This window comes from Veillonella caviae, from assembly GCF_003992125.1.
Taxonomy (GTDB): domain Bacteria; phylum Bacillota; class Negativicutes; order Veillonellales; family Veillonellaceae; genus Veillonella; species Veillonella caviae.
Genome location: NZ_RQUY01000003.1, coordinates 17598 through 33392, shown reverse-complemented (window position 1 = coordinate 33392; position 15795 = coordinate 17598). Strand labels below are relative to the sequence as shown.

At 37.8% G+C, this 15795-nt stretch carries 15 protein-coding genes; all 15 read right to left on the bottom strand.

What is annotated here, in order from left to right; genetic code table 11:
• Positions 1 to 4 precede the first annotated feature (4 nt).
• Complete coding sequence (locus tag EO120_RS01820) at positions 5 to 646, bottom strand: MBL fold metallo-hydrolase (protein WP_127133807.1); 642 nt, start codon at positions 644 to 646, stop codon at positions 5 to 7.
• Entirely contained in the window at positions 646 to 2886 is a 2241-nt protein-coding gene (locus EO120_RS01815) for a RelA/SpoT family protein (RefSeq protein ID WP_127133806.1), read from the bottom strand. Before EO120_RS01815 ends, EO120_RS01820 begins: the two co-directional genes overlap by 1 nt.
• 111 nt (positions 2887 to 2997) lie before the next feature.
• On the bottom strand, positions 2998 to 4977 hold the full coding sequence (gene recJ, locus EO120_RS01810; protein WP_127133805.1) for a single-stranded-DNA-specific exonuclease RecJ: 1980 nt from the start codon (positions 4975 to 4977) through the stop codon (positions 2998 to 3000).
• A gap of 230 nt (positions 4978 to 5207) precedes the next feature.
• Positions 5208 to 6626 carry a [FeFe] hydrogenase H-cluster radical SAM maturase HydG gene (gene hydG / locus EO120_RS01805; RefSeq protein ID WP_127133804.1) on the bottom strand — a complete coding sequence of 473 codons (1419 nt, stop codon included), beginning with the start codon at positions 6624 to 6626 and terminating at the stop codon, positions 5208 to 5210.
• 219 nt (positions 6627 to 6845) lie between these two features.
• Complete coding sequence (locus EO120_RS01800) at positions 6846 to 7934, bottom strand: ABC transporter substrate-binding protein (RefSeq protein ID WP_127133803.1); 1089 nt, start codon at positions 7932 to 7934, stop codon at positions 6846 to 6848.
• A gap of 1 nt (position 7935) precedes the next feature.
• Positions 7936 to 8745 (bottom strand): ABC transporter ATP-binding protein, encoded by an 810-nt coding sequence (locus tag EO120_RS01795; protein ID WP_127133802.1) that lies wholly within the window; start codon positions 8743 to 8745, stop codon positions 7936 to 7938.
• Positions 8746 to 8756: 11 nt separating this feature from the next.
• Positions 8757 to 9755: a FecCD family ABC transporter permease gene (locus EO120_RS01790; protein WP_127133801.1), complete on the bottom strand. Its 999-nt coding sequence runs from the start codon at positions 9753 to 9755 to the stop codon at positions 8757 to 8759.
• A 1-nt stretch (position 9756) separates the two neighbouring features.
• A complete protein-coding gene (locus EO120_RS01785; RefSeq protein ID WP_127133800.1) occupies positions 9757 to 10767 on the bottom strand; it encodes a FecCD family ABC transporter permease in 1011 nt (336 codons plus the stop codon).
• Between the two features lie 177 nt (positions 10768 to 10944).
• On the bottom strand, positions 10945 to 11709 hold the full coding sequence (locus tag EO120_RS01780; RefSeq protein WP_127133799.1) for an ABC transporter permease: 765 nt from the start codon (positions 11707 to 11709) through the stop codon (positions 10945 to 10947).
• Positions 11709 to 12356 (bottom strand): ABC transporter ATP-binding protein, encoded by a 648-nt coding sequence (locus tag EO120_RS01775; protein ID WP_127133798.1) that lies wholly within the window; start codon positions 12354 to 12356, stop codon positions 11709 to 11711. Before EO120_RS01775 ends, EO120_RS01780 begins: the two co-directional genes overlap by 1 nt.
• Positions 12357 to 12414: 58 nt before the next feature.
• Complete coding sequence (rpmA, locus tag EO120_RS01770; RefSeq protein WP_004696430.1) at positions 12415 to 12699, bottom strand: 50S ribosomal protein L27; 285 nt, start codon at positions 12697 to 12699, stop codon at positions 12415 to 12417.
• A gap of 12 nt (positions 12700 to 12711) precedes the next feature.
• Positions 12712 to 13026: a ribosomal-processing cysteine protease Prp gene (locus EO120_RS01765; protein WP_127133797.1), complete on the bottom strand. Its 315-nt coding sequence runs from the start codon at positions 13024 to 13026 to the stop codon at positions 12712 to 12714.
• Positions 13027 to 13028: 2 nt separating this feature from the next.
• Positions 13029 to 13340 carry a 50S ribosomal protein L21 gene (rplU, locus tag EO120_RS01760; RefSeq protein WP_127133796.1) on the bottom strand — a complete coding sequence of 104 codons (312 nt, stop codon included), beginning with the start codon at positions 13338 to 13340 and terminating at the stop codon, positions 13029 to 13031.
• A gap of 241 nt (positions 13341 to 13581) precedes the next feature.
• Entirely contained in the window at positions 13582 to 14157 is a 576-nt protein-coding gene (locus EO120_RS01755) for a manganese efflux pump MntP (RefSeq protein ID WP_127133795.1), read from the bottom strand.
• A gap of 109 nt (positions 14158 to 14266) precedes the next feature.
• On the bottom strand, positions 14267 to 15694 hold the full coding sequence (locus EO120_RS01750; protein ID WP_127133794.1) for an Rne/Rng family ribonuclease: 1428 nt from the start codon (positions 15692 to 15694) through the stop codon (positions 14267 to 14269).
• Positions 15695 to 15795 lie beyond the last annotated feature (101 nt).

The window sequence follows — 15795 nt, the reverse complement described above, 5'->3', positions numbered from 1 at the left end:
AATCCTATAAATTACCTACCACAAATGGATTATATTCTTTTTCAAATCCAATTTGTGTTTCTGGACCATGTCCAGGATACACCATGGTCTCGTCTGGTAATGTATATAATTGGTTTTTTATGGATTCCAATAATGTATCATAATCACCATTTATAAAATCGGTACGGCCAATGGATTGATTAAATAATGTATCACCTGCAAACACTAAACCTGGCGTGTAATAACATACACCGCCTGGCGTATGACCCGGTGTTTCATACACTGTCAAGTCAATAGTACCACATATAATATGATCACCAGACACCACCTCTTTAATGGTACCCGTCACCGTAATCTGTGTAGGATTACTATAGGCACTAAGATTTAGTTCAGGGTCTGATAAATAAGGCACGTCATTGCGATGAATATAAATAGGCACATCATATTGATTCACAATATCTTGGACCCCGCCAATATGATCTCCATGACCGTGAGTAAGCAATATAGCCTTTGGTTGTAAATCATGTTTTTTCAAGGCTTTTAATACTTCGGCTGTAGCAGGGTCTATAATGAGTGCTTCGCCCACGACTTTATCACCTATGACATAGCAATTCGTTCCTAATGGGCCTAATGGCATACGCATAAGTACTAATTTTGATGTTTCCACTACGCACCTCCTTTACTGCGTTGCACAGTATAAACTTCTCTAATACGGCGCAATTTCGTCATAACAAAATCTAGCTGCGATATATCTCTGATTTCCACCACAACATTTATATTTACATTTTTTGTATCTTCAATAACCTTAGCATTCATATTGGTAATGGTGATTTTCAATTCTGACAACACCGCCATTACTTCCATGAGAATGCCCGATCGATCATAAGCTTGAATATCAATACCTACATGGAATGATTCGCCAGAAGATTCATCCCAGGATACTTCTATCATACGTTCCAAATCCTCTGGACTATGCCCCATACTAGAACAATCGCTACGATGTATAGAAACGCCACGGCCTCTCGTAATATAGCCGATAATATCATCACCAGGTACAGGATTACAACATTTAGCCATCCGCACCATTACGCCAGCTTCACCTTTTACAAGAACGCCTGTGCCATTTTTAGATTTTTTAGCACCTTGCACTTTTAGCTTTTCTATGATTTGTTCTGTAGTCTTTTTAGAATCATCCAAATCTTTCGATTTTTTATATAGCTCTACTAATCGAAGCAGTACGGTGCTAACAGGAATCCCCCCATAGCCACAGGCAGCAAATAATTCCTCATTAGTGCCACTATTAAGCATTTTGGTAACTTGCGAAATGCGATCATCTGCACACAATTCTTTCCAATTATAATTGAGACGCTTCGCTTCTTTTTCGAGGGCTTCCAAGCCTTTTTCAATATTTTCTTCTTTATTTTCTCGTTTAAACCAATTGCGGATTTTGCTCTTCGATTCAGAAGAACCTACGATATTTAGCCAGTCTAAAGATGGTTTTCCATTTTTAGACGTAATAATATCAACAATATCTCCATTTTGTAAGGTGTAATCAAGCGGTACGATTTTGCCATTTACTTTAGCACCTACACAACGATGACCTACATCAGTATGTACGCGGTATGCAAAATCAAGCGGTACCGAACCAATCGGTAATTTTACGACATCTCCTTTAGGCGTAAATACGAAAACTTCCCCTGAAAACACATCTAACTTCAATGCATTTACTAGTTCTGTAGGATTGCTCGTATCCTGCCATTCAAGAACTTGTCGAAGCCATGCTACCTTTTGGTCAAAATCTTTGTCCCCATGCTTGTTACCTTCTTTATAACGCCAGTGAGCAGCTACACCATATTCTGAAATGCGATGCATTTCCCATGTACGGATTTGGATTTCTACAGGCTGCCCCATAGTACCAATAACGGTTGTATGCAAAGATTGATACATATTTGATTTCGGCATAGAAATATAATCTTTAAAGCGATATGGTAACGGTTTCCATAAACTATGAGCAATACCGAGGACCGCATAACAATCAGGCACAGAATCAACGATAACTCGAACAGCAAGCAAATCATAAATTTGAGACAAATCTCGATTATCTTTTTTCATTTTTTTATAAATGCTATAAAAATGCTTCGGTCGTCCTTTGATATCAGCCTTAACATGAGCCTCCTCAAGGGCCTTCGTCAATTGCTTCATCGTATCATTGATGATATCCTCACGGGCCTGTCGTTTTTGCTTCATTTGGTCTACTAAATCGTAGTACTTGTCTGGCTCTAAATAACGAAACGATAAATCCTCTAGCTCCCATTTCACATTGAAAATACCAAGTCGATGAGCCAATGGTGCAAAGATTTCTAGCGTTTCTTTAGCAATGCGTTTTTGTTTATCACTACGCATATGTTTCAAGGTTCTCATATTGTGTAAACGATCACCTAATTTGATAACCACTACGCGTACATCTTTGGCCATAGCTAAAATCATCTTGCGATAATTTTCCATCTGCCGATCTTCTTTAGTTTCATATTGAAATTGATTTAATTTCGTAACGCCATCCACAAGAAACGCCACTTCAGAACCAAATAATTCCTCAATATCTTCTTTTGTATATTCCGTATCTTCCACCACATCATGAAGCAATGCTGCCATCAATGTAATATGGTCAATTTGCAAATGTGCAAGAATTTCTGCCACCGCTAAAGGATGCATAATATACGGTTCACCAGAGGCTCTAAACTGCCCTTCATGGGCTTTTTCAGCAATGTTGAAAGCCTTCATAACAAGGTCGCATTCTTCATCATGCAAATAAGTATGAATATAATCCATAAATTCCTTTAGCGCTTTATCTCGGTTAAACCCTGATTGTTCAACTAAAGCTTTGCCTACTTCGTTTACAGTCGTCATGGTATCACCTCCCTATTATATTTGTATAATGTGCTTCTATTTTGATTCTATATCAAAAGATATAATTCGGTTCATAGCAAGCTAATATGCAAGACGAATAACACACATTTATTAGCTATATGTTAAAAATGTAACTGATGTAGTCAAATCTAATTGACCATCGATAACATTCCACCGTAACATATTTTGACCAATATCATTAACTTCTTCACTAATAATACCTAGCTCTTTAAATACGTCGATAGCCATTAATGCAGAGCTGCCATTTTGATCAATTGGTTTATGACGCAATATATCTTGTTCTACATAATACATGGACCGTAATCCACCACGCAACGATTGACGAACAATACTATAAATAGCGCGCAGCCCCTCCGTAGTAAGACGAATTTGCTCATCTACAATAGGCTCTATATCTTGAATCATCAATTGTGGTGATACAAATCCTTGCCATTCATTTTTTTGTAATGTGAAAGCAACTTTCACATTCATTCCTTGAAATATATTTCGGAATAATTCTGGTCGATTCCACGCGATAGCATCTAGAGTCCCACTAGCCGTTTCCAATACAATCTTGCAGTGATTTTTCAATTGCCCCATAAGCATGATATCTTGAACTGTTACATCCATAATGGCAAAGATTGGTGTACTATTTCCCATACCATACGGTTCTAGCGCAGATATGCGGTCAATAATATCTATATCAATGTCATCTGCCAACAATGCAGCATCTACGGAGACAACCGGCGTATATTCATCGTCGGATACAGTTGCTTTACAATAGTCTGTCATTCTTCTACGTAGTTCATCTATACGATTAGCATCGATGCTAAATCCAGCAGCAGCCGAATGTCCTCCGAATTGAATTAGCATATCTTCGCAAGATTTCAATGCATCATAGATATTAACCCCATCAATACTACGACACGAACCTTTGCCTATACCATCACGAATACTAATCACTAACGTAGGTTTATAAAACTCTTCCACTAAACGAGATGCTACGATACCGATAACACCTGGATGCCAAGCTTCGTCGGCTACTATGGTCACATAGTCCGCCAAATGTCCTTGGCTAGCCACCTGTTGTCGAGCTTGTTCATGAATAGTCCGTTCGATTTCCTGACGTTCCATATTCGTTTCTTGTAATTCTGCTGCAATCGCCTCAGCCTCATCACTATCTCTACTAATAAGTAACTCTACAGCACGCGTAGCGTGTGTGACGCGACCGGCTGCATTTAATCGGGGAGCCAATGTAAATCCAATATGACCTGCAGTAATGGTCTTGTCCCTAAGTCCAGATACATCGATAAGCTTGTGAATTCCTAAATTAGGTTGCTCATTCATCTTTTTTAAACCTGCTTGTACGATGATTCGGTTTTCCCCTACTAGTGGCACTACATCCGCCACGGTACCTAAGGCGACAATATCTAAATCATCTAAGTACCATTCACCACATTGTCGAAGATATATAGCTTGACACAATTTAAAAGCAACCCCTACACCGGACAAATTTTTATCTTTATATGGGCAATCTTTTTGCTTGTGATTGATTACGGCCTTTGCTGGCGGAATATATTCAGGTGCAGTATGATGATCTGTAATAATTATGTCTACACGCTCTTTTACAGCATTCACGATATCATATGAGCTAATACCACAGTCAACCGTAATGATTAATGATGTTCCTTGTTCAATAAGATGCTCTAAGGCTTCTAAATTGAGACCATACCCTTCACTCTGACGTTCAGGTATATAATATGATACATTAGCACCTATTTTTGTTAGGAAGCGATACATTAACGATGTAGCCGTAATGCCATCCACATCATAATCACCGTAGACTACGATAGGTTGTTGTTCTCCTACAGCATTTTGTACAAGATTCACTGCTTTGTCCATATCTTTTAATGTAAAGGGGTCTAACAAATCCTGTAAAGAACCTTCAAGAAAACGTCGCCCCTCTTCTATATCGATATGACGATTAACCATCAATTTAGCTACAATGGGATTTACGCCGAGCTCACGGATTAAGACACTTTCTTGTTCGCTATGGGATGGCTCAATACGCCATCTTTTTTTCTTAATCATGAAAACCTCAGTTATTATATTTATCTATACTTCTAAATTTTCTATGAGTTAGTTTATAATCAATATCATCTAACTCTTCCTAATCATTATCATTATCAATTCACTTTATTATACACTACACAACCTTATTAATAAAGCACTTGTTCTATTTAATTTATAATCTTTCAATATATTTTTCTCAACAAAAAAGCATCTCTTATTATCATTATCATATAAGAGATGCTTTTAAATTAAAATCGGAAGTCCCGTTCCCCATTTTCCATTTGAGAAATATATTTGCGAGCCCGCTCTTTAACGAGATCATTTTTAATGTTTTCTAATTGATTTTCAATGACCTTTGCACCATGAGCTTTTGTCTTTTCATTGCCGTAATCCATAATATACTCATTCAATGTCATTAACGCATTTGGTTGACAGCAGTTATGAATTTGCCCTGATTTAGCTAATGCCATAAATCTATCACCTGTTCGACCTGCACGGTAACATGCAGTACAGAAACTCGGTACATAGCCTAAATCTAATAACCAATCTACAATTTCATCTAATGTACGTGTATCACTACGATCAAATTGTGCTGAATTGTCCTCTGGCTTTTCCTCTTCTTTATATCCACCTACGCTTGTACGAGAACCACCACTAATTTGAGAGATACCCAATGCCAAACCACGTTCACGCATTTCCTGAGTTTCACGAGTAGACATAATCATACCTGCATAGGGCGCAGATACGCGAATGAGCGCCACAATTTTTTCAAACACATCATCAGGCACAGCATTACTGAAATCGTCTACATCTATATCATCAGCAGGACAAATACGAGGTACGCTAATAGTATGAGGACCTACGCCATATACGGCTTCTAAATGTTCTGCATGCATCAATAGCCCTACAAAATCATATTTATAATGCTCCAGCCCATACAATACACCGATGCCTACGTCATCGATACCACCTTGCATAGCACGATCCATCGCTTCTGTATGGTACGCATAATCGCTCTTAGGACCTGTTGGATGGAGCGCTTCATAGTTCTCTTTATTGTATGTTTCTTGAAATAATGTATAGGTTCCAATTCCCGCTTCGTGTAATTTTTTGTAATCCTCTACGGAACATGCCGCAATATTAACATTAACACGACGAATCTCGCCATTCTTGTTTTTAATGCTATAAATGGTTTTAATAGATTCAAGAATGTACTCCAAAGGATTATTCAACGGATCTTCACCAGATTCGATAACGATACGTTTATGTCCCATTGCTTCTAATGCAATAACTTCTTCACGAATTTGGTCCTGTGTCAATTTTTTGCGTTTAATGTCGCGATTCTTAGAGTGGTACGGACAATAGACACATCCATTAATACAGTAATTAGACAAATATAATGGAGCGAATAATACAATACGATCTCCATAAATAGCTTTTTTAATTTCTTTCGCTAAGGCAAATAGTTTTTCCTTATATTCTGGCAATGGACATTCTAGCAATACCGCTGCTTCTCTATGATTTAGTCCTTTGAAAGTAGCCGCTTTTGCTAAAATTTCATCTAGCAACTCTCTATTTTCTTTGTTTGCCTCTGCATAGGCAAGAGTTTCTAAAATCTCATTATGAGAAATAAATTCCTCTGCCTTAGAAGATGTTACATCATACATAGTACTTACCTCAATTCTTTAACCACCGCCCTTTGGCGGTGAATATATGTAATACCAATAGATGGTAATATGTTTTATAAAATTTAGTATACCACTATTCCTACTAAAAGTCATGGGAATTCCCCTGCAGTTATGGGAAGTCATTTGCTATTTTAACATTTTATATTTGCACAAAAAACAATCTCCCTATAGAACAGGTCTACAGAGAGATTGTTAATTCTATTTTCCCCACGCATTATATAAATCGTCCATAGCTAACTCTTTAGCTATAATGCCATGAGCTAACCACAAGGAGCTATCTACAAGAAGTACATGTTTTTCTTTTACGGCAGTAAGATTTTTCCACAAATCATCCTTTTCCATATTCGTTAAGCGTTCCATGGCAATATTAGAGTTATTAGATGATGTAGAACCATAACCAGCAGTAACTACGAGATACCCTGCATCGAGGTCAGGTAATCGTTCTAAGGATATAGCATGATTAGAAGCATTTAATTCACTTTCCAATACCATATCTGCCGGTTTAATATTCAATAATTCTGCCATAAATGATGTCATATCGCTGCGCAAATAAGAGTAAAGACGAATTTCTTTATTTAATATACGCAATACTGCTGTTGTTTCACTATTCATACGATCCGCTAACGCTATTCTTATTTGCTTAGCATGGTCATAATAAGCTTTTAAACGCATTTCCCCTTTTTCAGGTACTCCCAAGGCATAGGCGATGCTAAGGAGAGCCACTTCTTCTTTATTGACATTGACCGTAATGGTCGGTGCAATTTTGCTCAATGCATCATAAGCACCTTGACCATAAGAATCACGCATGATAATTAAATCTGGTTTCAACGCTTGTACTTGTTCATAATTAATGGCTTTTGTTTCATCATTAATACTGATATGTTGTACATTACGTGCTACCAAGTCTTTATAAAGATAACTTTTATCATTATAACTAGCCGCAATAAATGGCTCATCTAAGGCAATCATAGGATCCTCAGCGCGAATAACAACGATACGTTTATGTTCTTTTGGCATCACCGTAGTACCCAACTGATGTTTTACCATAATGGTATCACCGTCTTGTTGAACGATGTTATGCGCTGTTTTTTGAGTAGCTTCAAAACGTTTCCTAAACTCTTTATCAATCTCTTTAGGGTCATTAGAACGTTCTAGTGAAGCTTTTGTTTTATCTGGCAATTGGCTCATAATTTCATCATGTGTCACAGCCTGTTGCTGTACGCCGCACCCTGTTAGGCCTAGTGCAGTAATGATGCCCAAAGCTAACGCTATTAGTGTACGATTCATATTACACCTCACCCACATCATGGTTTATAGCTTTCACAGAATAGGGAATACAAAACGGGCGATTGGTTCTCGGGTCATTCATAATATGAGAATCAATACCAAATACATCCATTAACATATCATTGTGAAAAATTTCATGTGGCGTACCTTCATACATGATGCATCCCTTTTTCATGGCCACAAGATAATCAGCAAAACGAGCCGCTTCATTTAATTCATGAATAACCATAATAATAGTTTTATTATATTTTTTATTTAAATGTTCTACTAAATGAAGCACATCCATTTGATGAGATACATCGAGAAAGCTAGTCGGTTCATCGAGGAATAAAATATCTGTATTTTGTGCAATCGCCATAGCAATCCAAGCACGTTGACGTTGACCACCAGACATATTATTAATACCACGATCAGCAAATTCTAACAAGTCCGTTTCTTTCAATGCCCACTCAACTATCTCTTTATCTTCTTTTGTAGAGCGAGCAAATAATTTGCCTTGATGCGGAGCACGACCATACATGACGAGTTCACGAACTGTCAATTCACCCGGTGCTGTTGGATTTTGTGGCAAAATAGCCATCTGTTTCGCTAACTGACGCGTATCATAAGAATCAATACGTTTACCATCAAGCAACACTTCTCCGCCCATAAATGGAATGATACGACATATAGTCTTTAGCAATGTTGATTTACCACAACCATTAGCACCAATAAGAGCCGTCACCTTACCTTCTGGAATGGTAAGATTCAAATTTTCTATAATTTTTGTATCACCGTAACCGGCAGTTAAATTTTTAACTTCTAATTGCATCTATATTACCTCTACAATTTCGTTTTAGCCAATATGTATAAAAAATATGGTGCCCCAATAAGAGAGATGATAATACCTAATAAGATTTCATCTGGAGCAATAATAGCGCGACCAATCCAGTCAGATCCAACTACTAAAATAGCACCAATAAGAGCCGTTAATGGCAAGAAATAAGAATGATCCGCACCAATTAATCGACGTGCAATATGAGGCGAAATCAACCCTACAAAGCCAATGCTACCACCAACAGCAACACAAAAAGCAGCTAATAATACGGCTACGATAAGATAGAGAAAACGAGTGCGATTAATTTTTACACCTAAGCCAATAGCCGTTTCATCCGCCAATGCTAATAAGTTTAATTCCATATACCTAGCATATAGGAATAAACCTAATACAATAACGATTGGCACCAATAACCATACATGAGACCAGCTATTACCGGAAATAGTTCCGATAGTCCATGTATTAACAAGGTAAAATTTATTGGGATCTAAACGAGTTACTAATACTATCTGAATGGCATGAAAACCAGCACTCATGGAAATACCTGTTAAAATCAATCGATATGGAGATATCGTAGCAGAACCTCTATAAGACAAAAAATAAATAAGCAATGCTGCAACAGTAGCACCAATAACAGCCACCAATGGCAATGTCCAAATTCCCAAAGACGTGGTAGACCCAGTATAGAAAACGAGCAACACTACGCCGAGCCCTGCACCAGCATTGACACCAAGCAAACTGGGACTGGCTAATTCATTGCGAGAAATAGTTTGGAATATAGCCCCAGACAAAGCAAGCCCAATACCGATAAATACAGCTAAAATAGTTCTTACTAAACGGAAATCAAATACTGTTAAATTCTCTACATCTGAACCACCACCTAAGAGGATGCGGAGCAAATCAGCTGTAGACATATCACTAAAACCGGTGTGTAAATGTCCATACATACATATAAGTAAAATAATACTTAGTATTAGGAGGTATGTGTAAAAGCGTTGTTTCATATTATTTACCTCCCTTTCTATTTGCTAAATAGATAAAGAACGGAACACCTACGATTGCCGTAATAGCCCCTAATGGTGTTTCAAAAGGAGGATTTACAACACGAGCTAATATATCTGCTAGCATAACGAGAACAGCACCAAACAAGCCAGAGAAAGGAATGACAAATCGATAGTCAACGCCCACTAATTTTCTCGTAATATGAGGAATGACAAGTCCAATAAATCCTATAGGACCCGCCAAGGCTACGGCAGAGCCACTCAAGATTAACACAGTCACCCCAGCTAACGCACGTACACGACCTAAGTTACTACCAAGACCAATGGCCACCTCTTCACCAAAACTAAGTAGTGTAACAGATTTAGATATATACATAGCAATGAGTACCCCTACAATAGTCCAAGGTAGTGCTAGAATAATTTGCTCCATCCGTACACCACTAATACCTCCAGCAGTCCAAAAACTTAATTCTTGAGCTACTTGGAAAAATACGACCAACATATGAGTGACTGCTGTAAATACTGCACTAATAGCCGTCCCTGCCAAGGCAAGATATACAGGAGTCGCCTTGCCACCAACGCGTTTAGCCAATGCTAAAATACAAATAGTTGCTAATGCAGAACCTAAAAAGGAAAAAATAATGCTACCATTTAATGATAATTGTGGAAATAAAATCATACCTATAGCAAGACCAAAGCTAGCCCCAGAGGTAATTCCTAAAACAGACGGACTAGCCATAGGATTATTAGTAACACCTTGCATTAATGCACCAGATATAGCAAAACTAACCCCTACGATAATTGCTGCCAACATACGCGGCACACGAAGTGATTGGACAACCATTTCATTTACATTAGATGGATTATAATTAATAATGGAATACATTATTTCATGCACACTAATATATCGTACCCCAATATAGAGTGACGCCAGTGCAGCTACCCCTAATACAATAAGCGCTAATACGCCCATACCAGTTTTAGTCAGGTATGACAATCGAGAATTGTTTCTCATAGCAACTCCTTTATCAAATAACAATTTACCTTTCTTATAATAACAATGAATATCATTATTGGCAATGTTTTCTGACAATGAGTTGCATTCTATTCGTATTACCTCTACAACAGCAAACGCAAAAGGCATGATTATAATAAAAGTCTTATAATCATGCCCTTGATAGGATTCCATCGCTTATTTAATGAGTTGATTTCGTTTATTATAAAATTCTTTATATGCTAAATAACAGCCAATAAAACAGGAAATAGATATGGTAGATAAAGACATGAAGGTAACCATAACTTGGTATTTTACAGCTTCTACTGGTGGCATACCTGCCAATATAAGTCCCGTCATCATACCCGGTAATGACACAATTCCCAAAGTTTTGGCAGAATCTATAGTTGGCTGTAAACCTGTTTTCACCACATCTCGAATAATAGCTTTAGATGCCTGTTTAGGGGTGGCCCCAAGAGCTAATTTAATTTCTATTTCTTGACGACGTAAATCAAAATTCGACAACATTTGACGATAACATAAACCAAGTGCTACCATGGCACCACTAATGACCATACCGCCAACAGGAATCATTTGATATGCAGTAAACTCTAAAATGCCAGAAGCTATAAGAATGCTCAAGGTAATGAAAGCACCTACAGTAATAGCGAAGCAAGAAATCCACAACCCATTAGGTACCCCTTTACCACGTTTTGCCGCATTATAGGATGCATTATAAGCCATAACACCTAATAAACCTAATGTGAAAACAACACTTTCACTGCCAAAAATATACTCTAAAATATAACCTACTACAAATAATTGAATGGTGGCGCGAAGAGCACTGATAAATATTTCTTTTTCTAGTTTTAATTCTTGTCGATACGATACGAAAATACTAATGAGTACTAGAGCTGATGCAAGCAAAAGTGATTCAAAGGAAATAGCATGAAATGTTTGCATTATAAAATCTCCTCTTTATCAATACTACCATTCACCATAGTAATGCGTCGGTTCGCGCATCGTAAGCTTTGCGCTTCATTATGAGTAATGGACAAAATAGTAATCCCAGATGTATGTAATCGTTCAATAACAGATTCAACAATTTCAGTATTACGAGGATCTAAGGCAGATGTTACTTCATCAAGTAAGAGTAGTTTCGGTGGAAACAATAAACTACGTATCAAACAAATACGTTGCATTTCGCCACCTGACAATTCATCATTTCTTCTATCCATATAGGATAACGGCATTTCTAACAAATCAAACAGTTCTTTAATTCGCATTTCATTAGGCTGCAAATTACGAATATCATAAGGAAAATAAATATTGCGACGCACCGTTTTAGCAAATAAATAAGGTCGTTGAAAGCAATACCCTACCGCTTGTCTATATATTTCTGGTGCAATATCTGTTACGAATTGACCATTAAATAAAATACACCCTTCTGTAGGGCTAATCAAATCACTGCACAATTTCAGCAATGTACTCTTGCCACTCCCTGAAGGGCCCACTATAGTGATATAATCACCTGCATTAACTGTAAGTGATATATCATGAAGGATAGATTTACTCCCCACTTGATAGGATATATTACTCAGTGTTAACATTTCTACCTCCTATACACAAAAATCCCTAGTGGAAACCACTAGGGATTAATAAGAAAAGTTACGCCTCTACAGGGTAAACGCTAACTTTACGGTTATAACGACCAGCACGTTCAAATGCTACTTTACCAGGTACAAGTGCAAATAAAGTATCATCTTTACCGATACCTACGTTAGTACCAGGGTGGAAGTGAGTACCACGTTGACGAACGATAATATTACCGCTTTTTACGATGGAACCATCATGGCATTTAACACCAAGACGTTTAGATTCACTATCACGACCATTACGAGTACTGGACACACCTTTTTTATGTGCGAACAATTGCAAATCAAAAGTAAACATGAAGTTCACCTCCTATATTTCGTGTATTTGGACAAACTTGGGATATTGTTTGCTAATCTCTTCTAGTCCAAGAAGCATAGTCTTTAACAAATCCTGACTACTCTGAGTAATAGTACCAGAGAGGACCATATCACATCGGCCTTCTGCGTTAGAAAACTCACCTTCTTGCTGCGCAATTTGAGTAAGTCCTAATATAGTTGTAGCAGACAGTACAGATACTGCAGCACATACTATATCATAGCCATGTTCATCATATCCTGCATGACCAGAAAAATGAACCCCCACAATTTGGTTTGTACCATTTCTCTGGATTTCAATGGAAACCATAATTATGCTTGGATAGATTCAATACGAACTTTTGTGAACGGTTGACGATGACCTTGACGACGGCGGTAGTTAGATTTAGCTTTGTATTTGAAAACTAAAATCTTTTTACCTTTACCATGTTCAAGAACAGTACCTGTAACTTTTGCACCGTTTACAAGAGGAGCGCCAACTTTAACATCACCATCATTCACTACAGTCAAAACTTCTTCGAATGTAACGGCTTCGTTAGCAGCTGCTTCCAATTTTTCGATAGTAATTACATCGCCTTCAGCAACGCGATATTGTTTACCACCAGTTTTAATAATTGCGTACATGAGAACACCTCCTTGTTATCGAACTCGCTGAATACGGTATCCCCACCCCATACTGGCGGGGCGTTTAAACCTGATTCATGCGGATTGCAAAGTTCAGCAAACCGAACTAATACTGATATAGTATACCTTGTTTTACCTGCGATGTCAACGAGATTCCACAAAAACGTCTTGATTTAGCACATCTAGGTGGATCAAACATCAGCCCGCCTATATATAGAAACAAATATTATTTTCATAAGAATTACAATTCCCCCATGATACCTAGGTGTTGCATTAGTATTTTCGTGCCGATTAGAATTAACACAGCACCACCGATGAGTTCGGCATAACGCCCAACAAATTGGCCCATAAAACGCCCCATATAAATACCGATAAGGGATATAAGAAATGTAATGATACCAATCATACCAGATGCAAACCATACATTGATATCCATAAAAGCAAAAGTTAATCCTACCGCCATTGCATCGAGGCTTGTTGCTACAGACAGAAGCATCATTTCCCCAAAACCTAAATTATTATTCTCTACTTCTTCATCGCTTTCATCATTGTAACTTTCACGAATCATGGAAATACCAAGGTATCCTAAGAGGACAAAAATAATCCAGTGATCAAATTCTGCAATAATATCGATAAATTGTCGACCTATGGCCCAACCAATAAGCGGCATAACAAACTGAAACACCCCAAACAAGGCAGCTAATACAATTTTTTTACCATTACTACCGTTCGGCATGGTTAACCCTTTACCGATAGATACACCAAATGCATCCATAGCAAGACCTATACTAATTAATATAATTTCTATAATCGACACGATACTCACCTATATAACAAACTATGTACTTATACTATATTGGAATAAATTTTATCATACTATACTAGGATTCCCATCAAGAAAACAGAGTAAGCCTTATGCAGCAGGCTTACTCCGACATAGCTATCAATGAGTATCCCTCTCGACTCATTTGTTCATTAACAGAAATGGAAATAGTTCGCCCTATGGACTGCCCTAAATCATCTAAAACGGATTTTGTTAAATAATGCGCCACCTCTGGATGCACTTCGATTTCTAAATTCGATTTAATGCGACCAGATTTAAATAGCTCTCGAATGCGTCGTACAATTTGCATATATACAGTGCGACCAGACAACATATATCCTGTACCGCCACACTGAGGACATGTATCAAACATCAATGTTTGCAATCCTTGACGAGCTCGTTTTCTAGTCATTTCCACAAGACCTAATGAGCTGATACCACACACAACCGTTTTCATTTTGTCTTGCTTAGCCAATTGAGCGAGTAAAGCCAATAATTCTTGTTGATGTTCTTTTACCTTCATGTCGATAAAATCAACAATGATAATTCCACCAATATCTCGCAATCGTAATTGACGACAAATTTCATAGGCTGCTTCTTTATTCACTGTGAAAGCAAGGTCCTCCGCCTTATCAGAATGCCCCGTATAGTGCGCTGAATTAACATCGAATACGGTAAGTGCCTCTGTATGGTCTATGCGAATAGATCCGCCTGATGGCAAATTTACATCTCTGGAAATGAGCTCTTCTAATTGAGGTTCAATATGGTTCGCTTTAAAAATTGGTGTGCTCTTATCATGTAAGGTTAGTTGTATATTTGACGCTGCTTGTCCAGAACCTAATAAATCTTCTAATCGAGCCATACCATGTTTAGAGTCAACAATAATTTCGTTCACATTGCGATGTGCATAATCCCTAACGAGACGGAACCAAAAATCCGCATCACTATACAAATCTGTACCACTTTTTGCCACTTTAAAACGCTTTGTCACATGTTGCCAAGTGCGCCATAAATATTCCATATCCTTGCTGATTTCTTCTTCTGTAGCCTTTGCAGCAGCAGTGCGGATAATAAATCCTGCTCCTTCCCGCACATAAGGAGCCGCTTGTTCTTGTAAACGTTGACGAATGGCATCATCAGTAATTTTCTTAGAAATATGCATTCCCTCAGAATATGGCAATAACACCATAAATCGTCCAGCTAAACTCACATCGGCGGTCACGCGAGCACCTTTGCCAAGCATCTCTTCTTTGATGACTTGTACTAGAATTTGTTGTCCTACCGACACATTGCGAAGTATTTTTAACTGTTTTCCTTGTTGTAGATTTAAATAAGCGTTTTGTGCGCCCCCAATGTCAACGAATACGGCTTGCATACCAGGTACCACATTTTTAACAGTCCCCTTAAACATATGGTTTGCAATATGTGTATCATCTGTTCGCTCTAGAACGAAGTCCACTAATCGATCTTGTTCGTCCAAGACAGCCATGCGGATTTCTTCCCGCATCACATTTACTAAGATCTTATTCACGGGCCCTCCTTTCAACATGTACATAGAAACATAATATTACTATCTATTTCAATCTATATCGCTCACTTCACTACTATCAATATACTACGTGGATACTAGTA

Coding starts and splice junctions, on each gene's coding strand:
- EO120_RS01815 (WP_127133806.1), bottom strand. CDS start 2,886: ATGACGACTGTAAACGAAGTAGGCAAAGCTTTAGTTGAACAATCAGGG.
- recJ (WP_127133805.1), bottom strand. CDS start 4,977: ATGATTAAGAAAAAAAGATGGCGTATTGAGCCATCCCATAGCGAACAA.
- hydG (WP_127133804.1), bottom strand. CDS start 6,626: ATGTATGATGTAACATCTTCTAAGGCAGAGGAATTTATTTCTCATAAT.
- EO120_RS01800 (WP_127133803.1), bottom strand. CDS start 7,934: ATGAATCGTACACTAATAGCGTTAGCTTTGGGCATCATTACTGCACTA.
- EO120_RS01795 (WP_127133802.1), bottom strand. CDS start 8,745: ATGCAATTAGAAGTTAAAAATTTAACTGCCGGTTACGGTGATACAAAA.
- EO120_RS01790 (WP_127133801.1), bottom strand. CDS start 9,755: ATGAAACAACGCTTTTACACATACCTCCTAATACTAAGTATTATTTTA.
- EO120_RS01785 (WP_127133800.1), bottom strand. CDS start 10,767: ATGAGAAACAATTCTCGATTGTCATACCTGACTAAAACTGGTATGGGC.
- EO120_RS01780 (WP_127133799.1), bottom strand. CDS start 11,709: ATGCAAACATTTCATGCTATTTCCTTTGAATCACTTTTGCTTGCATCA.
- EO120_RS01775 (WP_127133798.1), bottom strand. CDS start 12,356: ATGTTAACACTGAGTAATATATCCTATCAAGTGGGGAGTAAATCTATC.
- rpmA (WP_004696430.1), bottom strand. CDS start 12,699: ATGTTTACTTTTGATTTGCAATTGTTCGCACATAAAAAAGGTGTGTCC.
- EO120_RS01765 (WP_127133797.1), bottom strand. CDS start 13,026: ATGGTTTCCATTGAAATCCAGAGAAATGGTACAAACCAAATTGTGGGG.
- rplU (WP_127133796.1), bottom strand. CDS start 13,340: ATGTACGCAATTATTAAAACTGGTGGTAAACAATATCGCGTTGCTGAA.